General features: G+C 72.9%; 24 protein-coding genes and 1 tRNA gene. 11 read left to right on the forward strand and 14 right to left on the reverse strand.

From position 1 onward, the window contains the following. Positions 1–185: 185 nt before the first annotated feature. A complete protein-coding gene (arfB, locus tag ACIBBD_RS26880; protein WP_399422133.1) occupies positions 186–623 on the reverse strand; it encodes an alternative ribosome rescue aminoacyl-tRNA hydrolase ArfB in 438 nt (145 codons plus the stop codon). Between the two features lie 169 nt (positions 624–792). Here arfB and ACIBBD_RS26885 point away from each other — a divergent pair, with 169 nt between their 5' ends. Both ACIBBD_RS26885 and ACIBBD_RS26890 read left to right on the forward strand, forming a co-directional pair. Next, positions 793–1,368 (forward strand): TerD family protein, encoded by a 576-nt coding sequence (locus tag ACIBBD_RS26885; protein WP_399422134.1) that lies wholly within the window; start codon positions 793–795, stop codon positions 1,366–1,368. Positions 1,369–1,607: 239 nt separating this feature from the next. Then, positions 1,608–2,183, forward strand: a complete 576-nt coding sequence (locus tag ACIBBD_RS26890; protein ID WP_399422135.1) for a GNAT family N-acetyltransferase — start codon at positions 1,608–1,610, stop codon at positions 2,181–2,183. A 192-nt stretch (positions 2,184–2,375) separates the two neighbouring features. Here the strand turns inward: ACIBBD_RS26890 and ACIBBD_RS26895 are convergent, their stop codons facing one another. Next, a complete protein-coding gene (locus ACIBBD_RS26895) occupies positions 2,376–3,782 on the reverse strand; it encodes a M1 family metallopeptidase (protein WP_399422136.1) in 1,407 nt (468 codons plus the stop codon). A 221-nt stretch (positions 3,783–4,003) separates the two neighbouring features. Between ACIBBD_RS26895 and ACIBBD_RS26900 the strand changes: the two genes are divergently transcribed. Continuing rightward, on the forward strand, positions 4,004–4,504 hold the full coding sequence (locus ACIBBD_RS26900; protein ID WP_399422242.1) for a hypothetical protein: 501 nt from the start codon (positions 4,004–4,006) through the stop codon (positions 4,502–4,504). Between the two features lie 196 nt (positions 4,505–4,700). On the opposite strand, the gene ACIBBD_RS26905 is transcribed toward ACIBBD_RS26900, so the two are convergent. Then, the gene (locus ACIBBD_RS26905) at positions 4,701–5,378 is read right to left on the reverse strand and encodes a pentapeptide repeat-containing protein (protein WP_399422137.1); all 678 of its coding nucleotides are present in this window, start codon (positions 5,376–5,378) and stop codon (positions 4,701–4,703) included. 122 nt (positions 5,379–5,500) lie between these two features. Here ACIBBD_RS26905 and ACIBBD_RS26910 point away from each other — a divergent pair, with 122 nt between their 5' ends. The 3 genes from ACIBBD_RS26910 (at position 5,501) to ACIBBD_RS26920 (ending at position 9,410) form a co-directional block, all read left to right on the forward strand. Then, complete coding sequence (locus tag ACIBBD_RS26910; RefSeq protein WP_399422138.1) at positions 5,501–6,661, forward strand: FAD-dependent oxidoreductase; 1,161 nt, start codon at positions 5,501–5,503, stop codon at positions 6,659–6,661. Positions 6,662–6,868: 207 nt separating this feature from the next. Further along, a complete protein-coding gene (locus tag ACIBBD_RS26915) occupies positions 6,869–7,849 on the forward strand; it encodes a zinc-binding dehydrogenase (RefSeq protein ID WP_399422139.1) in 981 nt (326 codons plus the stop codon). Between the two features lie 151 nt (positions 7,850–8,000). Then, complete coding sequence (locus ACIBBD_RS26920) at positions 8,001–9,410, forward strand: MFS transporter (RefSeq protein ID WP_399422243.1); 1,410 nt, start codon at positions 8,001–8,003, stop codon at positions 9,408–9,410. Between the two features lies 1 nt (position 9,411). Here ACIBBD_RS26920 and ACIBBD_RS26925 read toward each other — a convergent pair whose 3' ends face one another. Then, the gene (locus ACIBBD_RS26925) at positions 9,412–10,818 is read right to left on the reverse strand and encodes an NAD(P)/FAD-dependent oxidoreductase (RefSeq protein WP_399422140.1); all 1,407 of its coding nucleotides are present in this window, start codon (positions 10,816–10,818) and stop codon (positions 9,412–9,414) included. An 84-nt stretch (positions 10,819–10,902) separates the two neighbouring features. On the opposite strand from ACIBBD_RS26925, the gene ACIBBD_RS26930 reads away from it, so the two are divergent. Further along, positions 10,903–11,826 (forward strand): aminoglycoside phosphotransferase family protein, encoded by a 924-nt coding sequence (locus ACIBBD_RS26930; RefSeq protein WP_399422141.1) that lies wholly within the window; start codon positions 10,903–10,905, stop codon positions 11,824–11,826. 9 nt (positions 11,827–11,835) lie between these two features. Here ACIBBD_RS26930 and ACIBBD_RS26935 read toward each other — a convergent pair whose 3' ends face one another. The 4 genes from ACIBBD_RS26935 to ACIBBD_RS26950 form a co-directional block, all read right to left on the reverse strand. Beyond that, positions 11,836–12,879, reverse strand: coding sequence for a ferritin-like domain-containing protein (locus ACIBBD_RS26935; RefSeq protein ID WP_399422142.1), 1,044 nt, complete (start codon positions 12,877–12,879; stop codon positions 11,836–11,838). Beyond that, on the reverse strand, positions 12,876–14,867 hold the full coding sequence (locus ACIBBD_RS26940) for a GMC oxidoreductase (protein WP_399422143.1): 1,992 nt from the start codon (positions 14,865–14,867) through the stop codon (positions 12,876–12,878). The genes ACIBBD_RS26935 and ACIBBD_RS26940 overlap by 4 nt, the downstream gene beginning before the upstream one ends. Positions 14,868–14,881: 14 nt before the next feature. Further along, positions 14,882–15,379 carry a hypothetical protein gene (locus ACIBBD_RS26945; RefSeq protein WP_399422144.1) on the reverse strand — a complete coding sequence of 166 codons (498 nt, stop codon included), beginning with the start codon at positions 15,377–15,379 and terminating at the stop codon, positions 14,882–14,884. 454 nt (positions 15,380–15,833) lie between these two features. Continuing rightward, a tRNA-Thr gene (locus ACIBBD_RS26950) sits at positions 15,834–15,906 on the reverse strand. 206 nt (positions 15,907–16,112) lie between these two features. On the opposite strand from ACIBBD_RS26950, the gene ACIBBD_RS26955 reads away from it, so the two are divergent. From ACIBBD_RS26955 to ACIBBD_RS26965, 3 genes are all read left to right on the forward strand, one after another. Further along, positions 16,113–17,201: an ABC transporter ATP-binding protein gene (locus ACIBBD_RS26955; protein WP_399422145.1), complete on the forward strand. Its 1,089-nt coding sequence runs from the start codon at positions 16,113–16,115 to the stop codon at positions 17,199–17,201. 219 nt (positions 17,202–17,420) lie between these two features. Then, positions 17,421–17,879, forward strand: coding sequence for a hypothetical protein (locus tag ACIBBD_RS26960; protein ID WP_399422244.1), 459 nt, complete (start codon positions 17,421–17,423; stop codon positions 17,877–17,879). Positions 17,880–17,944: 65 nt separating this feature from the next. Next, complete coding sequence (locus ACIBBD_RS26965) at positions 17,945–18,676, forward strand: NDP-sugar synthase (RefSeq protein WP_399422146.1); 732 nt, start codon at positions 17,945–17,947, stop codon at positions 18,674–18,676. Positions 18,677–18,782: 106 nt separating this feature from the next. Here ACIBBD_RS26965 and ACIBBD_RS26970 read toward each other — a convergent pair whose 3' ends face one another. The 6 genes from ACIBBD_RS26970 to ACIBBD_RS26995 form a co-directional block, all read right to left on the reverse strand. Continuing rightward, on the reverse strand, positions 18,783–20,489 hold the full coding sequence (locus ACIBBD_RS26970; RefSeq protein WP_399422147.1) for a DoxX family membrane protein: 1,707 nt from the start codon (positions 20,487–20,489) through the stop codon (positions 18,783–18,785). Positions 20,490–20,607: 118 nt separating this feature from the next. Next, on the reverse strand, positions 20,608–21,549 hold the full coding sequence (rlmB, locus tag ACIBBD_RS26975) for a 23S rRNA (guanosine(2251)-2'-O)-methyltransferase RlmB (protein WP_399422148.1): 942 nt from the start codon (positions 21,547–21,549) through the stop codon (positions 20,608–20,610). 99 nt (positions 21,550–21,648) lie between these two features. Continuing rightward, positions 21,649–23,049: a cysteine--tRNA ligase gene (gene cysS, locus ACIBBD_RS26980; RefSeq protein ID WP_399422149.1), complete on the reverse strand. Its 1,401-nt coding sequence runs from the start codon at positions 23,047–23,049 to the stop codon at positions 21,649–21,651. 188 nt (positions 23,050–23,237) lie between these two features. Beyond that, on the reverse strand, positions 23,238–23,738 hold the full coding sequence (gene ispF, locus ACIBBD_RS26985; RefSeq protein ID WP_399422150.1) for a 2-C-methyl-D-erythritol 2,4-cyclodiphosphate synthase: 501 nt from the start codon (positions 23,736–23,738) through the stop codon (positions 23,238–23,240). Continuing rightward, positions 23,728–24,480, reverse strand: a complete 753-nt coding sequence (gene ispD / locus ACIBBD_RS26990) for a 2-C-methyl-D-erythritol 4-phosphate cytidylyltransferase (protein ID WP_399422151.1) — start codon at positions 24,478–24,480, stop codon at positions 23,728–23,730. The genes ispF and ispD overlap by 11 nt, the downstream gene beginning before the upstream one ends. A 325-nt stretch (positions 24,481–24,805) precedes the next feature. Then, entirely contained in the window at positions 24,806–25,288 is a 483-nt protein-coding gene (locus ACIBBD_RS26995; RefSeq protein WP_003953493.1) for a CarD family transcriptional regulator, read from the reverse strand. A 662-nt stretch (positions 25,289–25,950) separates the two neighbouring features. Between ACIBBD_RS26995 and ACIBBD_RS27000 the strand changes: the two genes are divergently transcribed. Then, positions 25,951–26,625, forward strand: coding sequence for a DUF461 domain-containing protein (locus ACIBBD_RS27000; RefSeq protein ID WP_399422152.1), 675 nt, complete (start codon positions 25,951–25,953; stop codon positions 26,623–26,625). Positions 26,626–26,745: the final 120 nt, after the last annotated feature.

Genomic DNA, 26,745 nt, shown 5'->3' on the forward strand with positions numbered 1-26,745 from the left:
CCCTCGTCAGTGATCTGACGGATCCGGGGCCGGTGAGGCGACAGGTACGGATCTCGGGCCGGTGAGGTGGCCGGTGAGGTGACGGCGGCGGGCCGCAGAGCGGGGCGGCACACCGCTCGGCAGGACGGCATACCGCGAGGCGGGACGGGGCGGCGTACCGCGGGAGGGGCGAGGGCCGGCGGCGGTCAGGACCAGTCCCGCCCGGTCCTCCCCCGCTTGGTCTCCGACCGCTGCTTCTTCTCCCGCAGCCGGCGCTCGTTGATCCCGCGCGGGATGCGGGTGGGCCTGCGGGGCTTCGGCGGGGGTGCCGTGGCCTCCGCGAGGAGGGCGGTGAGACGTACGGCGGCGGCCTCGCGGTTGCGCCACTGGGAGCGGTGCTCGGAGGCGCGGACGGTGACGACGCCGTCGACGAGGCGTCCGGCGAGCCGCTCCAGCGCCCGTGCCTTCCACACCTCGGGCAGCGCCTCGGTGCGTGCCAGGTCGAAGCGGAGCTCCACCTGCGAGTCACTGGTGTTGACGTGCTGCCCGCCGGGCCCCGACGACCGCGAGAAACGCCACATGAGCTCGGCCTCGGGGAGCGAGACGGAGCCGCGGATGACATGGGGACCGGACATGCCGTACATGTTCCCGCCTCTGACCCGTCCACGTCATCCCAATATCCGGTGGGGCCGTCCGAGGGTAAAGAGAGTAAAGACACGGGGAACCTTGGGCACCCTTCGCCGCGTTCATAGGGGTAGCTGTAGCTTCGTGGCGCACGAAGCCTCTACGCACCTAGGGAAAGGACTCCCAACCATGGCTGTAAGCCTGTCCAAGGGTGGCAACGTCTCGCTCACCAAGGAGGCTCCGGGCCTGACCGCCGTCACCGTGGGCCTCGGCTGGGACGTCCGCACCACCACCGGCACGGACTTCGACCTCGACGCCTCCGCGATCGCGGTGAACGCCCAGGGCAAGGTCTTCTCGGACGCCCACTTCGTCTTCTTCAACAACAAGCAGACGCCGGACAACACCATCGTCCACACCGGCGACAACCGCACCGGCGAGGGTGCGGGCGACGACGAGGCGATCAACGTCAACCTGGCGGCCCTCCCGGCCGACATCGACAAGATCGTCTTCCCGGTCTCCATCTACGACGCGGAGAACCGCTCGCAGAACTTCGGCCAGGTCCGCAACGCCTACATCCGCATCATCAACCAGGCCGGCGGCGCCGAGATCGCCCGCTACGACCTGTCGGAGGACGCGGCCACGGAGACCGCCATGGTCTTCGGCGAGCTCTACCGCAACGGCGCGGAGTGGAAGTTCCGCGCGGTCGGCCAGGGCTACGCCTCGGGCCTGGTGGGCATCGCGCAGGACTTCGGCGTGAACGTCTGAGCGAGCTCACGCCTCCCCGGAGCCCCCGGCCGCCGCGCGGCCGGGGGCTCCGCGCATGAACGGCCGACCGCGGGAGCGGTTGCGGTTGCGGTTGCGGTTGCGGCGCTCGGCGGTCCGGCGGTCGCGGCGGTCGCGGCGGTCCGACCATCACGCCGGTCCGACTCTCCCGGCCCTTCGACGTTCACGCCGCCTCGACGGTCACGCCGTGCGGTGGGCCCCGGGCACATAGTCTGCGCCGCATGCTTCTCGCCCCTCTCCCCCTCACCCCCGGCCACGACATCCCCGCCTCCCTCCTCGCCGAACTCACCGCCCTGTACGCCTCCCAGCGCGCGTTCCACGCCGCCGGCGGTGAGTTCCCCGACCCGGACGACATCCGCCCGGAGCAGGTCGCCGAAGCGCTGGCGGGGGAGGTGGCCCACCCGGACGCGGAGGTGCTGCTCGCCCGCGTGGACGGCGCGCTCGTCGGGATCGTCGTCACCCTCGCCCGCCACCCCGACCCGGCCGACCCGGACCCGTGGATCGGGCTGCTGATGGTCGACGCGGCCCGGCAGGGGCGGGGGTACGGGCGGCGGATAGCCGAGACCGTCGAGGCCCGCTTCCGCGCGGCCGGCCGCAGTGCCGTACGGCTCGCCGTGCTCGACACCAACCCCGGGGGCCTCGCCTTCTGGACGGCCCTCGGATACGAGGTCGTCGACCACCGCCGGGATCGTCGGCACGGCCGCCCGTGCACCGTGCTGCGCAAGCCGCTGCCCACACCCCCGCGCACGCCGCCGGCTCCCTCCTCACCTGGCGCCGGTGGCCCCGGGAGGCGCTGACGGAGGAGCGGGAGCCGGTGTGGCCGCCCGGGCCCGCCCGTCCGCTGGACGCCTGGGCAGCGGCCTGATCGGTCCGAGACGGGGCGGGTGTGACGAACGGCGGCCCGCGTGCACGCGGTGGCCTCGGCCTGGAACGCGGTCGACGTCAACCCGAGCCGTCCCGGGGACGGTTCGCCGAACCCCCGCTCCTCCTCACAGACGGTCCGGCTTCCCCTCCCCGTACAGCCAGTCCTCCCAGATCGCGTCGAAGTCCTTTCCCGGGGCCTGTTCCTCGACGTACGCCGTGAAGTCACCGGTGCCGGCGGTGCCGTGGCGGTGGGCGGCGGTCCAGCCCCGGACGAGGTCGTGGAAGGCCTCGTCGCCGACGGTCTGACGGACCTTGTGGATCACCATCGCGCCGCGCTGGTAGACGGGGGCGCCGGAGACGTGCGCGGCCCCCGGCTGCCGCGCGGGCGGGAAGGACCAGAGGTCCTCGTAGGTGTCCTCGCCGTGACTGTAGAGCGCCTTGAAGGTCTGCTCGGCGGTGGCGCCGCCCTGGTCCTCTGTCCACAGCCACTCGGCGTAGGTGGCGAAGCCCTCGCTGAGCCACAGGTCCTGCCATGTCCTCGGGGTGACGGAGTTGCCGAACCACTGGTGGGCGATCTCGTGGACGAGCAGCCCGGTGTCGGGGGCGCCGGGGAAGACGGGGCGGTTCTGGGTCTCCAGGGCGTAACCGGAGTCGTCCGGGCGCTCGACGATCGCTCCCGTGGAGGAGAAGGGGTACGGGCCGAAGGTGTCCGCCGCCCACCGCGTCACCTCGGGGATCCTGGCCAGCACCGTGCGGCTCGCGGCGCCCTGGTCGGGGTCGACGGCGACGTACACGGGCAGGCCGCTCCCGGTGGTGGACCGGGTGACGTCGTAGCGGCCGATGGCCAGGGTGGCGACATGGCTCGCCATGGGTTCGCCGGTGTGCCAGGCGAAGGTGGTCCGCCCTCCGGTGGTCCGTTCGCTCCTCAACTCCCCGTTGGAGACCACCGTCAGGCCCCGCGGCACGGTGACGGTGATGTCGTAGGACGCCTTGTCGGAGGGGTGGTGGCTGCCGGGGAACCACGCCATGGAGCCGGTCGGCTGGCCGAGGGCCAGGGCGCCGTCGGCGGTGGGCAGCCAGCCCTCCTGCGAGCCGTCCGGGTCGGTGACCGTCTGCGGGCGGCCCGCGTACCGCACGGTCACCTCGAAGGTCTCGCCCCGGTCGAGGCGTGTCCGCGGGCGGACGGTCAGCTCCTGCCCCTCGCGCCCGAAGGGGGCCGCCGCGCCGTCGACGGTGACGTCCTCGACCTCCATGCCCCGCAGATCGAGGTCGAAGGCGGTCAGGGCCTGGGTGGCGCGGGCGGTGACGCGGGCGGTGCCGGACAGACGGCGGGTTCCCGGGTCGTAGGCGAGGTCCAGGGCGTAGTGGCGGACGTCGTACCCGCCGTTGCCGGCCTTCGGGAAGTACGGGTCGCCGACGCCCGCGCCGCCGGCGCCGTCCGGCCCGCCCGTGCCGCATGCGGTGAGGGCTGCGGGGAGGGCGAGCGCCACGAGGGCGGCGGCCGACCGGACAAGGCGCGCGGACCGGGACATGCCAGGGATCCTAGGGTCGGCGGGCCCGGGTCCGGCGGAGGCCCGAGTCCGCCGGTCGTCAGTTCGGCGACCGTCCGAGCCCCGAGGTCGTGGGTCCGGTGGCCGTCCGAGCCGCGGGCCGTCGCCCCGGCGGCCGCCGCCCGAGCCCCCAGGTCGTCGCCCCGGCGGAGGCCCGAGTCCGCCGGTCGTCGGTCCGGCGGCGGCGTGACACCATCGCCTACGTGCTCGACATCGGCTACGCCCTCTCCAACCGCTTCCCCGACCCCCCGCAGACCGACTACCGCCGCGCGGACGTCCACGCGCTGCGGCACGACCTGTTCTGCGGGGACGTCTACCTGGCCGACACCAAGGCGGACCGGGAGGTGTCCACAGCCTGGGGATGGGTGCCGGTGCTCGACTTCGCGTGGGCGCTGTGCGACATCGTGGAGCGCCTCGACCAGGACCCGGCGGGCTCCCGCGCCTCCCGCCCCCAGTACGCGGAGCTGGACTTCACCGAGTCCACCGACCGCATGCTCTTCGAGCGCCGCTTCGGCTGGGTGGACATCGAGGCCGACTGGATGCCGGCCGAGGAGCCTCCGCTGACCTTCTCGCACTCCGAACTGCGCCGCGAGGCCCGCGACTTCCTGCACGACCTGATCGCCGACCTGGTCGACCTGCACGAGGACCTGGGCGAGAACCCGGCGATCTGGACCCTGCAGGCGCGCTTCCCCCGGGTGAGCTGACCGGCCCCGCCACCGGCCCCCACCACCGGCCTCAGCCCCCCAGCTCTCAGGCCCCAGGCCCCCAGATCGCAGGCCCCCACCACCGGGCCCCAGCCCTCAGCTCGCAGGACCCAGGTCCCCAGATCGCAGGCCCTCAGGCCGCAATCCCACAGCGCGCGGCCCCCGGCTCGCAGCCCTTCCTCCCCTTCCTCCCCTTTCATCCCTCCACCCTGATCCCCAGCTCCGCCGCCAACACCGGTGCCAGGTCCAGGAGTTGCGGCGCGCTGATCACCGCGCCCGACAGTCGGTCCAGGCCGCCCGCGATGTCCAGTTCCGTCGCGCCGCGCAGGTCCACGTCCGTCAGGGTCGCCGCGGTGAAGTCGGCCGATCTCAGGGCGCAGTCCACGAACTCGACCCGCTCCAGCCTGGCACCTGCGAAGTCGGGCTCGACCAGGACGCAGCCCTCGAAGACGACGTCCCGCAGCCGGGCCTGACGCAGGTTGAGGCAGTCGATCTTGCCGCCGCGCACCAGGACGCGCTCCAGGACCGCGCCGTGCACCTGGGTGCCGCCCAGGCGGGCGTCGACGATCTCGACGTCCCGCAGGGTCGCGTCGGCCAGATTCGTGCCGACGCCCCGGATGCCGGTCAGGACCGAGTCGAGGAGGCGGGCGTGGGGCAGCCGCGTCCCGTCCAGCGCGCAGCCCGTCAACGCGCAGTCCATGAAACGCGCCCCCGCGCCGTCCTGCCCGGTGAGGTCCGTCCCCGCGAACTCCACCCCGTCGTAGTCCCCGTCGGGCTCCACCTCCCCGCCCGCGTACGCCTCCAGCGCCGGCAGCCGCACCTCCGGCCGCCGCGCGCTCTTCACCCTGCTCCCGCCCGCACCCGTCCTCGCCATGCCCCCATGCTGCACCCCGCCACTGACAATCCCGCTGACCTGCGCGAAGCCGCCCGATGTCACGAACCGGGGGCCGTCGGCGGTCTACCCGGCACAGGCGGCCCCGACCAGAAGGAGATCCCATGCACCACCTCACCGTCATCGGCGGCGGCTTCGCCGGCCTGACCGCCGCCATCGCCGCCGCCGAGGCGGGCGCCAAGGTCACCCTGCACGAGGCCCACCACACCCTCGGCGGCCGTGCCCGGACCGCGCCGGAGCCGTACCGGACGAACGAAGGCCCGCACGCCCTCTACAACGGCGGCCCGCACTGGACCTGGCTGAAGCAGCGCGACCTGATCGGCCCGCTCGCCCCCCTTCCGCCCCTGGAGGGCGCCCGTCTCCGGCTGCGTCACCGGGGCGTCCTGCGCCGCACCCCGCCGTTCGCGATGCTCAAGCTGCTGCGCCCCGGCGCCCGCCGCGCGCCCGTCGACGTCGACTTCCTCACCTGGGCGACCGAGCTGGCCGGCGAGGAAGGCGCCCGCGCCGCCGCCCACTACTCCGCCGTCGCCCTCTTCCACCACGACCCCGGCGCCCTGTCCGCCGCCTTCGTGCAGGAGCGCCTGCGCCGCGCCACCAAGCTGCCGCCCGAGGCGCACTACCCGCGCGGCGGCTGGGGCGCCCTCGTCGACCGGATGGCGGCCCGGGCATGGAACCTGGGGGTCCGGATGGAGACCCTGTCCCGTGTCGACACGCTCCCCACCGGATCCCCCGTCATCGTCGCCACCTCCCTCGACGCCGCCCGCGGCCTCCTGGGGGACGCCTCGCTGACCTGGCCGAGCGGCCGTACGACGCTGATCGACCTCGCCGTCCGCAGCCGCCGCGGCGACGCCTTCGCCGTCTCCGACCTGGACGCTCCCGGCTGGATCGAGCGGTTCACCGCCCAGGACCGCACCCTCGCCCCGGCCGGCGAGCAGCTGATCCAGGGGCAGATCCCGATCGCCCCGCAGGAGTCGAAGCACGAGGGCGTCGCCCGTGCCGAGCACCTCCTGGACCTGGGGTTCCCCGGCTGGCGGGAGCGCGTCACCTGGCGCCGCGAGGCCGTGGCGGCGGGCCGTACCGGCGCGGTCGACCTGCCCGGCACCAGCTGGCGCGACCGCCCGGCCGTCGACCGCGGCGACGGCGTGTACCTGGCCGGCGACCAGGTGGCGGCCCCCGGCGTGCTCTCGGAGGTCTCCTTCAACAGCGCCCTGACCGCCGTCTCCCTCGCCCTCGGCCGGGACTCCCTTGACCTCAAGCGTGCTTGAGGTCAAAGAGTGGGTCCGCACCACCGCACCACCGCATTACGGCACAACGGCACAGGCCCCACGGGCCGCACCGGCCCGTGGAGCCGAACACGCCGCGAGGCCGCACACGCCACGCCACATCAGGCCGCACTCGCCACACGAGACTGCGGCCGCACCAGCCGCACACGCCGCCAAGCCGCACAGGCGGCCGTACGACAGGGGGACCCCATGCGCGCCATCCGTCTGCACACCTTCGGCCCCGCCGAGAACCTCACCCTCGAGGAGGTCGAGGACCCGCGCCCGGGTCCCGGCCGGCTCCGTGTCGCCGTGGCGGCGGCCGGGGTGCACCTGCTGGACACCGCCCTGCGCGAGGGCATCAAGGGCCCGGCGCCCGAGCTGCCCGCCCTGCCGACCGTCCCGGGCCGTGAGGTCGCCGGAGTGGTCGATTCCCTCGGCGAGGGCGTCGACGAGACGTGGCTCGGCAAGCGGGTCGTGGTCCACCTCGGCTTCGTACCGGGCGGCTACGCCGAACTGGCCGTCGCCGAAGCCGCCCGCGTCCACGAGATCCCGCCGGGCCTGGACGCCGCCCAGGCCGTCGCCATGATCGGCACGGGCCGTACGGCGATGGGGATCGTGCAGTTCGCCGACCTGGGCCCCGACTCGGTGGTCCTCGTCCCGGCCGCCGCGGGCGGCATCGGCACGCTGCTCGTGCAGTACGCCAAGAACGCGGGCGCCACCGTCGTCGGTCTGGCGGGCGGTCCGGAGAAGGCCGCCCGGGTGCGGGCGAACGGCGCCGACCTCGCCGTCGACTACACGGACCCGGCCTGGCCGGAGAAGCTCCGCGCCCATCTGGGGGGCCGCCCGGCCACCGTCGTCTTCGACGGCGTCGGCGGCGACGTCGCCCGCGAGACCACCGCCCTGCTCGGCCCCGGCGGCCGGCACCTCGTCTTCGGCTGGTCGGGCAAGGGCCTGCACGACGGCACGCCCCACCTCGTCGACGGGGTCTCGGAGCAGGTCCTGGGCCCGGTGATGATGGCGAGGGCGGGCGGTCCCGACCCGCTGCGCACCCTCGAACTGCGTGCCCTCGCCGAGGCCGCCGCGGGCCGCCTCACCCCCGCCGTGCAGCGCTTCCCGCTGGCCGAGGCGGCCGCCGCGCACCGCGCCCTGGAGAACCGCGCGACGACCGGCAAGGTGGTGCTGGAGCCGTGACGCGGCGTGACGGTTCGTGAGCGCCCCGGATGCGGGCCGGTCCGTTCCGTGATCTGCTGACCGCGTGAGTGTCTCCGGGGCAGACGAACCCACGGCGGGGCCGGACCCCCGCCGCTGGTGGGGCCTGTGGACGATCGCCCTCGCCCAGCTCATGGTGGTCCTGGACGCGACGATCGTGAACATCGCGCTGCCTTCCGCGCAGCGCGACCTGGGCATGACGGACGGCAACCGCCAGTGGGTGATCACCGCCTACACGCTGGCCTTCGGCGGGCTGCTCCTGCTGGGGGGCCGGATCGCCGACCTGGTGGGCCGCAGACGCACCTTCGTCATCGGCCTGATCGGCTTCGCCGCCGCCTCCGCGCTCGGCGGCGCGGCCACCGCACCGGGCATGCTGTTCGGCGCCCGCGCCCTCCAGGGCGTCTTCGCCGCCGTCCTGGCCCCGTCCGCGCTCAGCCTGCTGACCACGACCTTCACCGATCCCAGGGAACGCGCCAGGGCGTTCGGCCTCTACGGCACGCTCTCCGCCAGCGGCGCGGCGATCGGCTTCGTCGTCGGCGGGCTGGTCACCGAGTACCTGAACTGGCGCTGGTGCCTGTACGTCAACGTGCCCATCGCGATCGTCGCCGTTATCGGCGCCCTCACCCTCCTGCGCGACCGCTCCGAGCGCACCGCGGCCCGGCTCGACGTGCCCGGCGTCGTGCTGGGCTGCGGCGGCCTCATCGCCATCGTCTACGGCTTCGGCGAGGCCGAGCCACGCGGCTGGACCCACCCACTGGTACCGGCCGCGCTCGTGACCGGGACGGTGCTGCTCGCGGGGTTCGTGTGGTGGCAGAAGAGGGCGCCGGTGCCGCTGCTGCCCCTGCACATCCTGCGCAACCGCAACCGCATGGGCTGCTTCCTGACCATGGCCCTCGCGGTCGTCGGCATGTTCGGGATGTTCCTGTTCATGACCTACTACCTCCAGGTCGTCCTGGGCTATTCGCCCGTGCGGACGGGGCTCGCCTTCCTCCCCATGACCGCGTCGATCCTCACCGGCTCCACCCAGATCTCGGCCCGTCTGATCCACCGGGTGCCGCCGCGTCTGCTGATGGCCCCCGGCATGCTCCTCGCGGCCACCGGCATGCTGATCCTCACGCGGATGACGGTGCACAGCACGTACGCCACCGACATCCTGCCCGCCCTGGTGCTGATGGGTCTCGGCATGGGCCTGACCTTCATGCCGGTCTTCTCCACGGCCACCGCGGGCGTCGACCCGCAGGACGCCGGTGTCACCTCGGCCACCGTCAACACCTCCCAGCAGGTGGGCGGTTCCATCGGCACGGCCCTGCTCAACACGATCGCCACCACCAGCGGCGCCGCCTACGTCGGCGCGCACCTCACCGACCCGGCCCGCCGGGCCGAGGTCACCGCGGCGGGCACCGTGCACGGCTACACGGTCGCCATCGGCTGGGCCGCCGCCGTCATGCTGACCGCGGCCCTGACCGCGGCCCTGCTGGCCACGGCGAAGCCGACCCGGTACGACGCCGAGGTCGAGGACGCCGTACCCGCGCCCGTCGCCTGACTCAGTGCCGGCCCGCCACCCGGTCCGCGACCCGGGCCAGCCGCGACGACCCCGCGCTGTGCCGTTCGGTCTCCCGCCGGTCCGCGGCCCGGTAGGTCGCGTACATGCCCTGCACGCCCAGCCAGCGCAGCGGCTCCGGCTCCCACTTGCGCACCCGGTGCCCCACCCACGGCAGGTCGGTCAATCCGGTGCGGCCGTCCTGGCCGGAGTCGAGCCGGACCAGATCGCGCAGGGTGCGGCCGGCGAGGTTGGCGGTGGCGACGCCCGAGCCGACGTAACCGCCCGCCCAGCCGAGGCCGGTCGACCGGTCCAGGGTGACGGTGGCGCACCAGTCGCGGGGCACGCCCAGCACCCCGGACCAGGCGTGCGCGACCCGCACCCCGGCGAGGGCGGGGAAGAAGCCGGCCAGGATCTCCCGCAGCGCCTCCACGGTCGCCTCCTGCGTACGCCCGTCGTGGTCGGTCCGCGAGCCGAAGCGGTACGGCACCCCGCGCCCGCCCAGCGCGATCCGCCCGTCGGCCGTGCGCTGCGCGTACATGTAGGCGTGCGCCAGGTCGCCCAGGGTCTGCAGACCCGTCCAGCCCACCGTCTCCCACTGCTCGGCGGTCAGCGGCTCGGTGGCGATCATCGACGAGTTCATGGGCAGCCAGGTGCGCCTGTGGCCCTTCAGCGCCGCCGTGAACCCCTCGGTGCAGCGCAGCACGTACGGGGCGCGCACGGTTCCGTACGGCGTCACCGCGTGCTTCGGCCGGATCTCGGTCACCGGGGTCGCCTCGTGGATCGTCACCCCGAGCGCCTCGACGGTCGCCGCCAGCCCCTTCACCAGCTTCACCGGGTGCACCCGCGCCCCGTGCGGGGTCCAGGTCGAACCGACCGCGCCGGCCACCCGGATCCGCTCGGCGGTCTCCCGCGCCCCGTACAGCTCGCGGTCGTTCTCCCCGAACGCCAGCTCGTGCGCGTGGAACTCCTTCAACCGGGCCAACTGCGCCGGCGTACGGGCCACTTCGAGGACCCCGCCCAGGTGGACGTCGGCCTCGATGCCCTCCTCACCGACGACCCGGACCACCTCGTGGACCGTGTCGTTCATCGCCCGCTGGAGCCGTACGGCGGCCTCCCGGCCGTGCAGCTTCGCGTACCGGTCGCGGCCCGCGATGCCGTTGTACAGCCAGCCGCCGTTGCGCCCGGAGGCGCCGTAACCGCAGAACCGCTGCTCCAGGACGGTGATCCGCAGGAAGGGCGCCGCCTTCTTCAGGTAGTACGCGGTCCACAGGCCCGTGTAGCCGCCCCCGACGATCACCACGTCCGCGGAGGCGTCACCGGTGAGCGGCTCCCGCACCGCCGGGAGGCCGTCGTCCGCGTACCAGAACGAGATCCCGCCGTTCACGACATCGCTTGCCGAGCTGCTCATGGCCGGACGGTAACGCGCCCGGACAGCGGCTGTCTCCTTCGGATTCCGTGGTTCTCCACGCCTCCGGCCGGCCGACGACGGGAAATGCGCGGGAGCCGGTCCGCGCACGTCGGTATCGTCCCCCGCGTGATCGACGTACCGGACGGGCTGGCGCGGGCGCAGGCGAAGGCCAACGGGGAGGCGGGGCGGGCGTTCGTCGCCGCGCTGCCGGGGCTGGCCGCGGAGTTCCTGGACCGCTGGCGGCTGCGGATCGACGGGCCGTCGATGCACGGCGTGACCGCGCTCGTCCTGCCGGTCACCGGCGCCGACGGGACGCGGGCCGTGCTCAAGCTCCAGCTGCTGGACGAGGAGAGCGAGGGCGAGCCGGTCGCCCTGCGGGTGTGGGACGGTGACCGGGCCGTACGGCTGCTGCGGCACGACGCGACGACCGGCACCATGCTGCTCGAACGCCTCGACGCGGGCCGCATGCTCTCCCGCGTCCCGGACGACCACGAGGCTGTCCTGGTCATCGCCCGTCTGCTGGCCCGCCTGACGTCCGTCCCGGCCCCTCCGCAGCTGCGGCGCCTGGACGACATCGCGCGGGAGATGCTGGCGGAGACCCCCCGGGCGCTGGAGCGCGTCACGGAAGCGGCCGACCGCCGTCTGCTCGCCGACTGCGCGGCCGCCGTGCGCGAGGTCGCCGGCGAGAGCGGCGACCGGCTGCTGCACTGGGACCTGCACGACGAGAACGTCCTCGCCGCGGACCGCGCGCCCTGGCTGGCCATCGACCCCAAGCCGCTCGCCGGCGACCCCGGCTTCGAGCTCTGGCCCGCGCTGAACAACCGCTTCGACCCCGGCGACGTCCGGTGGCGCTTCGACGCGATGACCGACGTCATGGGGCTGGACCGGGGGCGCGCCCTCGCCTGGACGCTGGGCCGGGTGCTGCAGAACGCACTGTGGGAGATCGAGGACGGCGACCCGCCGCCGGCGGACGACCTGGAGCTCGCCCGCCGCCTGCGGGACCGCTGATCCGCCGGTCTACCGGCTGCCGCGCTCCCTCAGCTCCCCGGCCTGCCGGGCCGCTTTCTCGCGGTCGCCCGGCGGCAGGTAGGAGAAGCGGGGGCACAGGGTGTGCGCCGGGTCCGCCGGGAGCGGTGTGCGCATCAGGGCCACGGCCCGGTGCCGCAGCGCGTACATGCCGTGGACGGCCGTCGCCAGGGCCGTCCGTTCGCCGCAGAAGGCGGCGTACAGAACGTCGACGAGCCGCGAGTACGCCAGGTCGAACTCGATCAGCGCGGCCGTCTCAGGCCCCTCCGCCGGGTCGCCGTCGCGCGGGACGAACAGCGCCGGATGGACGGCACCGTAGTCGACCGGCAGCAGGTCTCCCCGGGGTTCCTCGTCCGCGGACTGACCGGTGCGGAAGCGGTGGCCGGTCCGCAGCTCGCGGAAGCGGGCGTAGGGGGACGAGGAGGGGGAGCACATCCGGACGGCCCTGAGCGCGGAGGCGCGGTCCCCCACCTCGACCACCTGGCCCGCGCCGCCGTAGTACTGACTGTCCGGCACCTGGTGGCGGTGCCGGAACACCGTGTCGGGGCAGATCGCCGGGTCCGCCAGGGCGGTGGCGATCGCGTCGTGGAACTCGCCGGCGGTGCGGTAGCCGCACGCGCCGGCCTCGATCTCGCGCACGTCGGCCGCGCCGTGCAGCGGGTGCCGAATCCGGACGAAGCAGTCCACGGCCTGCGGGGAGAGGGGCAGCAGCCTCAGTGTCCCGATGCCGGCGATCAGCGGGTTGTCCACCGGGTAGTCCGACAGGGGGCTCAGGTGCTCGTGGCCCCGGAACGCGACCGGTGCGGGGCTCGGCGTCTCCCCCAGCGCGTTGAGGACGTTCGCGGTGAGCGTCAGGTGGAGCATCTCCTCCATGACCACGCCGCGGATCGTCCGCGCCGCCCCGGTGTTGCGGCCCTCCTCGATGGACCAGAGGGCGGCGAGGTGGACGGGGATGATGCTGAGCCTCACGCCGATGGCCAGCTGAAGGACGGCCTTCAACTCGGTGAGCCCGCCCAGGGGGGTCGGCCGGGTCACCGGCCCGCCCCCTTCAGCTCCCCGGCGATCCGGTCGCCGGTGCGGATGGCCAGGGCGGTCAGGGTGAGGGTCGGGTCGGAGGTGCCCAGCGTCGGCATGCTGCCGCCGCCCACGATGTAGAGGTTGTCCAGGTCGTGGCTGTGCTGGTGGCTGTCGACCACGGAGGACCGCGGGTCGTCGCCCATCCGGTGGGTGCCCGCGGCGTGCCCCGCGCCGCGCACCCAGTACGTCACGCCCTCGTACTCCACGGCCGAGGCGTCGTTCGGGTCGTAGTGGGTGTAGTCGCCCGCCCCGTAGAGGGGGCGCCGCTGGGTCTCCGCGATGCCGAGCTGCCGGAACAGCTGCCGGCCGGCCTCCGCCGCCCAGGGCAGGGAGGCGCGCACGTATTCGGACAGGTCGTAGTGGATGACCGGGCGGTGCCTGCCCAGCGCGTCCCGGTGACGGTCGTCCACCAGGACCCGGTTGGTGGGCTGCGGGTCCTGTTCCAGCTCCCAGGCGAGGCGGAACTGACGGGGCAGGATCTCACCGAGCCTGCGGCGCAGCTCCCTGCCGTAGAGCCGCGCCCTGCCGTCCCGGCCGCCCCCGACCAGGTCGTGGACGGTGCCGTGGGGGGCGTTCTCCGGGACGTTCCAGCCCCAGTTGCCGATCTCCGCGCCGAAGGCGGTGCGTTCCCCGCGGAAGGGGCCGTCGCGGAAGGCCGGGATGTTGGAGGTGGACGCCGGACCGCGGAAGGCGCCGGCGTTCTCCTGGAGCAGACCCCAGGTCAGCAGCAGCGGATGGTCCATCAGGTTGCGGCCGACCTGGTCGCTGTTGTTGGCGGCGCCCGAGGCGAGGAGCAGGGTGGCGTTCTCGATGGCGTTGGCGGCCAGGACGTAGGTGCCGGCGGTCACCGTGTGGTCCGTCGGCGGCGTGCCGTTGTCGTAGTACGTCGTGTAGACGAGCCCGGTGACCGTGCCGGTCTCGCCGGGCTTCTGGGTGTGCCGCACCCGCGTGACGACGCACTGGCTGCGCACGGCGACCCGCGCCCGTGCCTGCTCCCCCGGCCCCGGCTTCCGGTCGGGGTAGCGCACGATCAGCTCGTGCAGCGTCTTGAGCGCGCTGTACCTGGCCTGCGAGGGACAGATCGGGACGCAGCTGGAGTTGCCCTCGCAGCGCTGCCCCCGGCCGGTGTCACCGACGGCGCCGACGACCTCGTACGCCGGTGTCGCCGGGGTGGAGTTGCGGGCGACGGGCGTGTTGCTGATCCGTACCGTGAACTCGTGGACGGTGTCGTCCCTGCCCCTGAGGGCGACCGTCATGCCGTCGGTCAGCTTGGCCAGGTACTGGTCGAGGTAGCTGGAGGGGATGCGCTCCATGGGGAAGCGGTAGGTCCCGTCCGGGAACCGCTTGGTGTCGGCGGCCTCGAAGAACTCCGCGGGGTTCGCGGCGAATCCCGGGTAGTGCTGGTCGGCGACGTGCGCGGCGACGCCGATGACGTCCCACTCGGCACGCTCGTAGTACGGCTTCAGCTCCTCGTAGGTCAGCGGCCAGTCGACGCCCCGCCGGTACGTCGAGTACATCCGGAAGTCGTGGGGCAGCATCCGCAGGCAGGTGCCCTGCCAGCGCAGGGTGGAGCCGCCGAGCGAGCGGACGTAGTCACTGCCGAAGGGCAGCGGGCCCATCTGGACGAAGTACCCGCGGTCGGCGGGCGTTGTGGTCCGCGTGCCGTCCATGACCGGCCGGCGGATGTCCCGCACGTCCGGCTGCGGCGCCGAAGCGCTCGCGGGGTAGGGCGAGTTGGGGGTCCTGACCAGCGCCTTCTGGTAGGCCTCCACGTAGGTGTCGTACTTGTCGGCGCTCATGGCCGTGGCCCGGCCGGCCTCCAGGATCAGGATGCGGGGGTGCCGGGCCGGGGTCCCGGCGGCGGCCTTCTCGACGACCGTCTTGGCGACCGTGGCCGCCGCGACACCGCCGCCGACGATCACCAGGTCGAAGTGCTCGGTGCTCATGCGGGTCCTCGGGCTCAGAGGGTCGGGTGCAGATAGGGGGGCTCGGCCCACGAGCCGAAACCGGGCGGCTTGGCGCCCATCGGGTGGGTGCCGGCGGCGGCCCAGACGAGGCCCTCGCGGTAGCCCCGGGCGGACACGACGTGCTCGACGTCGTCGGCGGTGGAGCCGCTGACGTCGCGGTGACCGCCGCCGGGCGGGTACCAGGTGCCGAGGTACCAGAGCTTGATCAGGCTGACGACGACCGGCCCGAAGCGGGGACTGTCGATCACGTCCGCCTCCAGCGCCGCCCGGTCGTGGTTCTCCCGGTCCGTCTCCAGCGCCTCGGCGGCCGCCCGCAGCAGCTGCCCGGCCTCCCGCTCGCCGATGATCCGCAGCAGGGTGTCGTAGTACGTCTCGATCATGCCGGTGCCCGCGAGTTCGGCCCGGTCGAAGCCGGTGAGGGCGCAGGAGAGGTCGGTGAAGATCTGCTGGGGTGTGGGGTGTGCGGTGCCGCGGAACCCTTGACTGGTCATAACCCCCTCATTCGCCCCCCGAGGGGCTCACGTAACAGTGGCGGAGTCCCGGCCCCCGGCTTAAGGGGAAGTGAAGAAGCCTTCACGACGTGCACATATGTGCCACACCGGCGGGGTGACGCCCACCATGAACACTTCACCCGCCCGGAGCAGGGACCCCACGCCGAACCCGTCGTCCGGCCGGAACCCGACGAACAGGTGACCGGTCACGAAACCGCCCGTCGCACAGACACCCGACGGGCTGAACACACGGCAGGCCCGGGCGGGTTCCGTCGGGGCGGAAGGCGATCGGCCGCCGGAGACGCCCACGGAGACCCGGGACGGCGGGGGAACGACTGCTCACGCGGACCGGCTGCTCGTCCGGCACCGCGGAGACCCGGGACCACCGTCACCCGACACGGCCGACGCCCCCACGATCCAAGATCGCGGGGGCGTTGTCCCTGGTCGGGCACGGAGCCCCCTGTCGGACTCGAACCGACGACCTTCGCTTTACAAGAGCGGTGCTCTACCAGCTGAGCTAAGGAGGCCTGCACACAGATGCTCGTGCAGTGTACCCAGCCCCGAGGGGTGCCCTGTCGAAAATTTCCTCGAAGTTCACATGGCCTCGGGTACTGACAGACCAGGCGAACGCCAGGTACCGTCCTGAGCCAGTTCACCCGTGTGGACTACACCAACCACCTTCCTACAACGGATCGTCCGGCACGTTCCTGCCGGTAGAAGGGGGCCCATCACCATGGCCACAGTCACGTTCGACAAGGCGACCCGGATCTACCCGGGTTCCACCAAGCCCGCCGTCGACGCACTCGACATCGAGATCGCGGACGGCGAGTTCCTCGTCCTGGTCGGCCCGTCGGGTTGCGGCAAGTCCACCTCGCTCCGGATGCTCGCGGGGCTCGAGGACGTCAACGGCGGCGCCATCCGCATCGGTGACCGCGACGTCACGCACCTGCCGCCCAAGGACCGGGACATCGCCATGGTGTTCCAGAACTACGCGCTCTACCCGCACATGACCGTCGCCGACAACATGGGCTTCGCGCTCAAGATCGCCGGCGTCAACAAGGCGGAGATCCGGCAGAAGGTCGAGGAGGCCGCGAAGATCCTCGACCTCACCGAGTACCTCGACCGCAAGCCGAAGGCGCTCTCCGGTGGTCAGCGCCAGCGTGTCGCGATGGGCCGCGCGATCGTGCGTGAGCCGCAGGTCTTCCTCATGGACGAGCCGCTGTCCAACCTCGACGCCAAGCTCCGTGTGTCGACGCGTACGCAGATCGCCTCGCTCCAGCGCCGCCTGGGCATCACCACCGTGTACGTCACCCACGACCAGGTCGAGGCCCTGACGATGGGTGACCGCGTGGCGGTCCTCAAGGACGGCCTGCTCCAGCAGGTCGACACCCCGCGCAACATGTACGACCGCCCGGCGAACCTCTTCGTGGCCGGCTTCATCGGCTCCCCGGCGATGAACCTCGTCGAGGTCCCGATCACCGACGGCGGCGTGAAGTTCGGCAACTCGGTCGTGCCGGTCCAGCGTGACGCGCTCTCCGCCGCCACCGACAAGACGGTCACCGTCGGCGTCCGCCCCGAGCACTTCGACGTGGCCGGCCCCGACTCCGACCTCGGCGTCGCGGTCACCGTCAACGTGGTCGAGGAGCTCGGCTCCGACGCGTACGTCTACGGCACCGCCAAGGTCGGCGGCGAGTCGAAGGACCTCGTCGTCCGCGTCGGCGGCCGTGACGTCCCGGAGAAGGGCAGCACGCTGCACGTCGTCCCGCGCGCCGGCGAGACCCACGTGTTCTCCACCTCCACGGGCGCGCGCCTCTCCGACTGAGCGGCGCGCACCGGGACGGATCACCCGGCTCGACGAGAAGGGCCCCGCAGCTGCTGCGGGGCCCTTCCCGCTGTCCCCGTACGCCCCGGCACACCGGGCCTTCCGAGCAGTGCGCGTCAACCCCTTACCCAAAAAGAAGCACCACATCATCCCCCGACCGAGTGACTGAAGGTCGCTGCGCCATTACGCCGCGCTACCCTCACACGCGTGAAGCACTCCGTGAAGCACTCCAGCACCCCACAGACGCGACGCGGCCGGGGCCCCGCCCGGCGGATCGGCCGCTCCCTCGCCCTCGTCCTGCCCGTCGTCATGGTGCTCTCGGGAACCCTCGCGGTCACCCGGGTCAACTGGACGGGGAACCCCTCCTCCGAGTCGGTGCTCACCGCCGCCGACGTCTCCACAGCGCACCGCGACGCGCGGGGCGCCGCCCAGGCCCCGCAGGACGTCCTGCGCGACCAGCTCCTGACCGAGCTCCAGGAGAAGGACCCGGGCGTCGCGCTGACCCACCTCCAGGCCGCGGTGAACGGCAAGCCGTCCCTGGCGAAGCACTGCGCCTCCATCGCCCGCGCCCTCGGCCGCGCCGCCGTCCGCGTGTACGGCCCCTCACGCGCCCAGTCCTACTCCCGCCCGGTCTGCGACACGTCCTTCGCCTCGGGCGTCCTGACAGCGCACAGCTGAGCCCCGCGTGGCTTCCCTCCGGGGGAGCCACGCGACCGTGGAAGGGCGCCGCGTACAGTGCGGGCATGACCCATCCGCACGCCGCGTCCCGCCCCACACAAGCCGTCGTCCTGGCCGGTGGCCAGGGATCCCGGCTGCGCCCCTACACCGACGACCGGCCCAAGCCGATGGTCGAGATCCCCGGGACGGGGACGCCGATCATCGGCCACCAGCTCGGCTGGCTCGCCGAGGAGGGCGTGACGGACGTCGTCGTCTCCTGCGGCCATCTCGCCGATGTCCTCCAGCAGTGGCTGGACTCCGCCGACCTCCCCGTGAAGGTCACCACGGTCGTCGAGTCCGAGCCCCTCGGCCGCGGCGGCGGCCTCAAGTACGCGGCCGCCCACCTGCCCCACCCCGACCGCCCCTGGTACGCGACCAACGGCGACATCTGGACCCGCTTCTCGCTGCGCGACATGGCGGACTTCCACACCGAGCGCGACGCCGTCGCGACCCTCGCGCTGGCGCGCCCGCGCATCCCCTGGGGGGCGGTGCAGACGGACGGGTTCGGCCACATCACCGACTTCATCGAGGCCCCGCCGTCGACGTTCGAGATCAACGCGGGGGTCTACGTCTTCTCCCCCGAGTTCGCCGGCCTGCTCCCCGAGCGCGGCGACCACGAGCGCACCACGTTCCCGCGCCTGGCCCGCGAACACCGCCTGGCCGGCTTCCCGATCCCGCAGGGCGCCTACTGGCGCGCCATCGACACCGCCAAGGACCTCACGGAGGCGGCGAGGGAACTGGCCGCCCTGGGCCGCTGAGAGAGGCCTTCACAGCCGTACGACGACGGGGTCCCGCACGTTCTCAAGCGCGGGACCCCGTCGTCGTAGGGTGAACCCGGTCCCGGGGCCGGCCAGGAGGGGGCCCCTAGCCCAGGAGCCCGCCCACCAGGCCCGGCCGGCCGGAGGAGGACGAACCGCCGCCGTCGGAGCCGCCGGTGGAGCCACCGGAGCCGCCGGAGCCGCCGGAGCCGCCGGAGGTGGGCCCGGAGCTGGTGCTGGGCGCCTGCTGCTCGTCGGGGGTGGACTGCTGCGGCGGCGCCTCGCCGCCGGTGCCCTGGGTCTGGCTGGGCGCGCCGGTGGTGGCGCTCTCGGTGTCCCGGGTGGCGCCCGGGGCGCTCTCCTCGTCCTGCGTCGGCGCCTGCGAGGTCGCGCCCTGGGTGGGCGAGGTGGACGCGGACGGCTTCTCGCTGGGCCGGTGCCTGCCGGACTCCTCGGGCAGCGGGGCGCCGGGCAGTTCGTTGCGCGGGGCCTCTCCCGGGCCGGGCACGACGACCCGGTCGGCGTCGCGGACCGCACCGCCGAGCAGGGAGCCGACGAGCAGGGTGAGTCCGACGACGACCGCGGTGACGAGGGCGCCGCGGCGCAGGACGTAGCGGCGCAGCTCCCACAGGTCGGAGCGCGGGCCGAGCCGGCGCCAGGCACCGGCGGCGAGCCGGCCGTCGATGGAGTAGACGGGGGCGCCGGCGATGATCAGCGGCGACCAGGCGGCGAGGTAGATGATGTCGGGGGTCTCGTAGACCGGGACGGTCTTCCAGCTGACGGTGACGAGGAGCGCGGCGGAGAGCATCGCACCGCCCGCGGCGGCGACCCGCTGCCAGCAGCCCAGGACCGTGAGGACGCCCACGACGACCTGGAGGAAGGCGATGACGAGCCCGGAGCCGACGGGGTGGTGCAGGGCGAACTGGCGCAGCGGCTCGGCGACTTCCCAGGGGTGCAGGGTGTTGAGCCACTTCACCATGGAACCGCGCTCGCCGCCGTCGAAGTAGACGGGGTCGCACAGCTTGCCCATGCCGGCGTAGATGGAGATGAAGCCGAGCAGGAGGCGCAACGGCAGCAGGACCCCGCCGAGGTTCATCCGGCGGCCCGGGAAGTAGGCGTGCCGGGCGGGGTCGTCGCCGTGCCGCCTGCCGCGCGGGGTGGTCTCCGCCGCGAGGGCTTCGCCGAAGTCCTCGAACCGGCTGTCGTCGTGGGCGGGCCGGTCGTAGCCGGGTTCGTCGTAGCCGGGTTCGTCGTAGGCGCTTCCGACGGTGCGCATCTGCGGCAGGAGCCGCTGCTCGCCGGCGCCGGGGTCACGCGGGTGGCCGACGAACGGGGTTTCGATGGTCTGCGTGGTGAGGTCGCCGTCGTAGCCCTCGTAGCCGTGGCCGTCCCCGACGCGGGGGATGACCTGGGTGGCGCCGGCGTCGGCGGTGGGCGCGTCGCCGTGGCTGACGCTGCCCGCCCGCACGGCCTGGAGCAGGCGGTGGGCGCCGGTGTCGTCCGGGGCCGACCTGCCGCTCCAGACGACGGGCCGACGACGGGCCCCGGCGGCCGTGCCGGCCGCGCCCGCGCTGCCCGCCGCCGCGACGACGGGGATACGCGTGGTGTCCTGGGTGGCGCTCAAGTGCCGGGCGACGCGCGGGGATTGGTTACGCCGGGTCGACGCGCCCAACTGCACGCGGAAGCTCGCGTGCGTGACGATGACCTGCGCCGGATCGCTCGGCACCTTCACCATGCTCAGCGCGGGAGCGTCGTCGAAGCCCGACGAGCGGTCCCCCGTGGGTGTGCGGGGTGTTCTGGTGTCCACACTCATCTAACCGAGTGACGTGTGGTTAGGACACTGCTCTGACCCGCCGGATCTGTCCGGACCGCGTCAAGGTTGCCCTACACGCCGGAATTAACCCGTTCAGGTGAGAACGGCGAACACGCGTTCAGCCCCGTCGGCGCGCCGCCTCGTACAGCACGATCCCCGCCGCCACACCGGCGTTGAGCGACTCCGCGCCACCCGGCATGGGAATCCGCACGCGGAAGTCGCAGGTCTCGCCGACCAGTCGGGACAGGCCCTTGCCCTCGCTGCCGACGACGATGACGACCGGGCCTTGCAGGGCCTCGAGTTCGCCGATCTCGGACTCACCGTCGGCGGCGAGGCCGACGACCACGATGCCGGCCTTCTTGTACGCCTCCAGGGCGCGGGTGAGGTTGGTGGCTCGGGCGACCGGCGTGCGGGCGGCCGTGCCGGCGGAGGTCTTCCAGGCGCCGGCGGTCATACCGGCCGCGCGGCGCTCCGGGACGACCACGCCGTGACCGCCGAAGGCGGAGACGGACCGGACGACGGCACCGAGGTTGCGCGGGTCGGTCACGCCGTCGAGGGCGACGATCAGCGGGTCCTCGCCCTCGTCGTGGGCGGCGGCGGCGAGGTCCTCGGGGTGGGCGTACTCGTAGGGCGGGACCTGCAGCACCAGGCCCTGGTGGTTGAGGCCGTTGGTCATCCGGTCCAGCTCGGGGCGCGGCGCCTCCATGAGGTTGATCCCGCCGCGCTCGGCCGCGAGTTGCAGCGCCTCGCGCACCCGCTCGTCGTTGTCGATGAACTGCTGGACGTAGAGCGTGGAGGCCGGCACGCCCTCACGCAGCGCCTCGACGACCGGGTTGCGGCCGACGACCAGTTCGGACGCCGACCTGCCGCCGCGGCCGCGCGGCGCCGGACGGCGTGCCGCCTGCTTCGCCTTGGCGGTGGCGAGGCGGTTCTTCTTGTGGCCCTTGCGCATCTCGGCGGGCGGGGTCGGGCCCCTGCCTTCCAGGCCCTTGCGCCGCTGGCCGCCGCTGCCGACCTGCGCGCCCTTCTTGCCGGACATGCGGCGGTTGTTGGCTGCCATGACCTACCCGTCTGTCGTGATGCGTGTGTGCGTACGTAATGCAGTGTGCCGCCCGGACGGCCGGGCGGCACAATCGATCAAGGATCGATCAGGGAGCGCTCAGCGCGTGCCGAGTGTCCAGCGCGGCCCCTGCGGGCTGTCCTCGATGACGAGCCCCGACTGGTTGAGCTGGTCGCGGATGGCGTCCGCGGTCGCCCAGTCCTTGCGGGCGCGCGCCGCCTCCCGCTGGTCGAGGACGAGTCGTACGAGGCTGTCGACGACGCCGTGCAGGTCCTCGCCCCGGTCGTTCTCCCCGGCCCAGTGCGGGTCGAGGGGGTCGAGGCCGAGGACGCCGAGCATGGCACGGACCTCGGCGAGGCGGGCCACGGCGGCTTCCTTGTCGTCGGCGGCCAGCGCGCTGTTGCCCTGCCGGACGGTGGTGTGCACGACGGCGAGGGCCTGCGGCACGCCCAGGTCGTCGTCCATCGCCTCGGCGAAGGCGGGCGGCACCTCGGCGGCGGGCTCGACGGCTCCCCCGGCCAGTTCGACGACCCGCTGCACGAAGCCCTCGATCCGCGCGAACGCCGACTCGGCCTCGCGCAGGGCCTCCTCGCTGTACTCGATCATCGAGCGGTAGTGCGGGGTGCCGAGGTAGTAGCGCAGGACGATGGGCCGCCACTGCTTGACCATCTCGGACACCAGCACCGAGTTGCCCAGCGACTTGGACATCTTCTCGCCGCTCATGGTGACCCAGGCGTTGTGCACCCAGTACCGCGCGAACTCGTCGCCGTAGGCCTTGGCCTGGGCGATCTCGTTCTCGTGGTGCGGGAAGATCAGGTCGAGGCCGCCGCCGTGGATGTCGAAGGCGCTGCCCAGGTATTTGTGGGCCATCGCCGAGCACTCCAGGTGCCAGCCGGGCCGGCCCCGGCCCCACGGCGTCTCCCAGCTCGGCTCGCCGGGCTTGGCCGCCTTCCACATCGCGAAGTCGCGGGAGTCCCGCTTGCCCGTCTCGCCGTCACCCGACGGCTGGAGCAGGTTGTCCAGCTCCTGGTTGGACAGCTGGAGGTACTCCGGGAAGGAGCGCACGTCGAAGTAGACGTTGCCGTCGGCCTCGTAGGCGTGACCGCGCTCGATGAGCCCGCGCATCATCTCGATCATCTCGGGGACGTGCCCGGTGGCGCGCGGCTCGTACGTCGGCGGCAGGCAGCCGAGGGCCCGGTAACCGTCGTTGAACGCCCGCTCGTTCTCGTACCCGATGGACCACCAGGGGCGGCCCTGGTCGTGGGACTTGGTGATGATCTTGTCGTCGATGTCGGTGACGTTGCGGACGAACGTGACGTCGTAGCCGCGGTGGGTGAACCAGCGGCGCATGATGTCGAAGTTCAGGCCCGAGCGGATGTGCCCGATGTGCGGGGCCGCCTGCACGGTGGCACCACACAGGTAGATCGAGACACAACCCGGCTGGAGCGGGGTGAAGTCACGAATCTGCCGGGCGCTGGTGTCGTACAGGCGAATAGTCACCTCTCCAGGGTAGTGGGCGTGGGGCGATGCCCCGCGCCCATCCACTCCAGGGCCACACATTCGTGATGATTGCCCGCGGCGCCCCAGCCGGAGGGTGGCGGTCCGCGCCGCGCCGCCTTCGGAAGCCGCGCCGCCGGGCACCGGTCGGCCCGAACGGCCTCCTCCTCAGGCGCCGGACCGGCCGGTCCTCACTCCGCCGTCCGGATCACCAGGGCCGTGGCCACCGCCATCAGCCCCTCCTCACGGCCCGGGAAGCCGAGGCCGTCCGTCGTCGCGCCGGACACCGACACCGGCGCTCCGGCCGCCTCCGACAGCAGCTTCTGCGCCTCGTCGCGCCGCTTGCCGATCTTGGGACGGGGGCCGACGACCTGGACGGCCACGTTGCCGATGGTGAAGCCGGCCTCGCGCACGATCCGGGCGGCCTCGGTGAGGAGGGTGACGCCGGAGGCGCCGGACCACTCGGGGCGGCCGGTGCCGAAGTGCTGCCCCAGGTCACCGAGTCCGGCGGCGGAGAAGAGGGCGTTGCACGCGGCGTGCGCGACGACGTCCGCGTCGGAGTGTCCGGCCAGCCCCGGACCCTCCCCTTCCCACTTCAGGCCCGCGCACCACAGCTCGCGGCCCTCCTCGAAGGCGTGGATGTCGGTGCCGATGCCGACCCGCGGCAGGACGGGAGGCGTCTCAGAAGCCATCGTTGAGCCTCCTGCGCGCCAGGACCGCCTCCGCGAGGACGAGGTCGAGCGGGCGGGTGACCTTGAAGGCCTCCTCGTGGCCGGGGACGACCACGACCGTCAGCCCTATCCGCTCGACCATGCCGGCGTCGTCGGTGACGTCGTCGGCCACCGTCTCGTGGGCGCGGACCAGCGTGGCGCGGTCGAAGCCCTGGGGCGTCTGGACCGCACGGAGGCGAGCACGCGCGGGGGTGGCGACGACCGGCTCGGGCTCGCCCGGGGTCGCGGCCGGCTCGACCTCCTTGACGGTGTCGGCGAGCGGCAGCGCCGGGACGACGGCCGGGGCGCCCTCGCGGACCGCCTCGATCACCGCGTCGACGGTGTCGACGGGCACCAGCGGGCGGGCGGCGTCGTGCACGAGGACGATGTCGTAGCCGGGCGGCAGCGCGTCCAGGCCGAGCTTGACGGACTCCTGCCGGCTCTCGCCGCCGGGGACGACGAGGAAGTCGGTGCGCTCGGGCAGCGCGTGCGAGTCGAGCAGCGACTTGACCTCGGCGGTGCCCTCCGGCGGGGCCACGACGACCACGAGGGAGACGGCGCGGGAGGCGGCGAGGGCGCGCACCGCGTGGATCAGCATGGGGGTCCCGCCCAGCGTGCGGAGCGCCTTGGGGGCGCCCGGGCCGAGACGTACGCCCCGGCCGGCGGCCGGAATCACCGCGGCCGTGCGGGCGGGTGCGGGGGCGGGAAGCGAATCGTCAGACATCGGTTCCTGTCAGGTGTGTGTGCTTCCGGCGGCGCCGCGGGCGTGCGTGCCGGGCGTTGCCCGGCAGAACGCCGGTTTGACGGCCGGGCCTAGGTGGGTACGGAGACAGCGTGCCGGGCGCGACGCCTTGACCGGACCCTTCCGTGACGCGCCGGTCGAGCCAGCTGCCCGGGCCCGGCACGCCAGGACCGGGGGGACGTCCCTCCGGGAGGAACAGGCGTACGGCGTCGGGAACGCGACATGCCGCAGCGCCCGGCGACAGGAGTTACGTCATCGGGCACCGCGGCATTTCACTGTGCTGAGCCGAGGCCGGCTTGCGTCGGCGTCAGGACGCGAGGACCTCGTCGAGGAGCGCCTCGGCCTTGTCCTCGTTCGTGTTCTCCGCGAGCGCGAGCTCGCTCACCAGGATCTGGCGGGCCTTGGCGAGCATGCGCTTCTCACCGGCGGAGAGTCCGCGCTCGCGCTCACGACGCCACAGGTCACGCACGACTTCCGCGACCTTGATGACATCGCCGGAGGCGAGCTTCTCCAGATTTGCCTTGTAACGACGCGACCAGTTCGTGGGCTCCTCGGCGTACGGCGCGCGCAGCACCTCGAAGACCCGGTCCAGTCCGTCCTGACCGACCACATCACGCACGCCGACGAACTCCGCATTGTCCGCTGGCACACGTACCGTCAGGTCACCCTGGGCGACCTTCAGCACCAAGTAGGTCTTGTCCACGCCTTTGATCTGGCGAGTTTCGATGGCCTCGATCAGCGCGGCCCCGTGATGGGGATAGACCACGGTGTCGCCAACCTTGAACGTCATGTGACAGGTACCCCTTCCGTGGCTATCCAGGGTAACACGGATACGGCGTCTTCTGAATGGCGTTTTCGCAGGTCAGGGCATATCTCGGGGCTTGACAACAGCGACAGGAACGTGCTGCGGACCGTCTCCGGAAGCAGGTATTCGCAGGTCGGAGCGGCTCTCCGAGGGGGGTGAAACGCGTACGTTACACGCATCCGGAGCCCTCTCCGGATGGCCGAACATCCCCATATGTCCGGTTCCGGACGTGCGACTTCCGCTACTCCGTTCGGCGTCCGGAGTCGGATCCACGCCGTTTCCGGAATTGATCACACCGGCGGTCGAACAGGCGATGATCAATTCCCGGGACGGCCTCGCATTCCTTCACGGAAAATCCGCGAGCCCCCGTGAGCGGCGCTTATGTGAATGCGGGACGACGCACGGGCGATCACCGAGATGCCAAAGTGACTGGTGGGTCACTTGTGACTGTTGTGACAGCGGTGACACGCGTGACTGAGTGTGACGAACGTCCCCGTACGGCGCCCGCCGGGGCGCCGGAGCGCGCTAGAGGCGGGTCGGGTGCGGCGGCGCGGGAACGGCTCGGTAACCTAAGGCCCGCTGACAGACCCTTAGGGCGGCTTTATCCAAGGAGAGCTGCCCCTGCGTTCCAAGGAGTTGCCGCCGCCGTGAGCAGCAGCCTTCGACGCGGCGCCCTCGCCGCCTCCGCCCTCGCGTTCTCGATCGCCACGCTCGCCGCCTGCGGCGCCGGCAACGACGCCCAGACGCTGGAGATCAAGCCGGACAACGCCGCCGCCACCGTCGGCGACATCAAGCTGCAGAACGTCGTGATCATCACCCAGCCCGACCCAGAGTCCACGGGCCCGGCCGTGATCTCGGCGACCGTCTTCAACAGCGGCCGGACCGCGCAGACGCTGGAGTCGATCTCCGTGGACGGCGCCGGCAAGACCGCCGAGCTCAAGCCCGCCAAGGGCAGCGGCAAGCTGACCGTCCCGGCCGGCGGCTCGGTCGTCATCGGCGGCAAGAACAACGCCAGTGCCGTCCTGCCCAGCAGCCGTGAGGCCGTCGAGGACGGCGACGCCCAGAAGATCACCTTCACCTTCAGCGAGACCGGCGACGTCACCCTGCGCGCCTTCGTCGTCCCCGCCGAGAGCTACTTCACCGAGTGGGGCCCGACGGAGGTCGCGACCTCCCCGGCGCAGTCCGCGTCCCCGTCCGTGAGCGAGTCGGCCTCCGGGACGCCTGGCACGGCGGGCTCCGAGGAAGAGGGCACGGCCGAGAGCGGCGCCCCGTCCGACACCGCCTCGGCGACCGCGTCGGAGTCGGCGGAGGCCGGCCACTGAGCGTCTGAGGCAGGGAGCCCCGGACGTAGGAGGCTCCAGCGCGGTGGGGGGGGTGGGGGGGGGGGGCCCGGGGGGGGGCCCCCCGGAGCGGCCGACCAGCCGCCGGGGGGGGGTGTAGGG

This window comes from Streptomyces sp. NPDC051315, assembly GCF_044455165.1.
GTDB lineage: Bacteria > Actinomycetota > Actinomycetes > Streptomycetales > Streptomycetaceae > Streptomyces.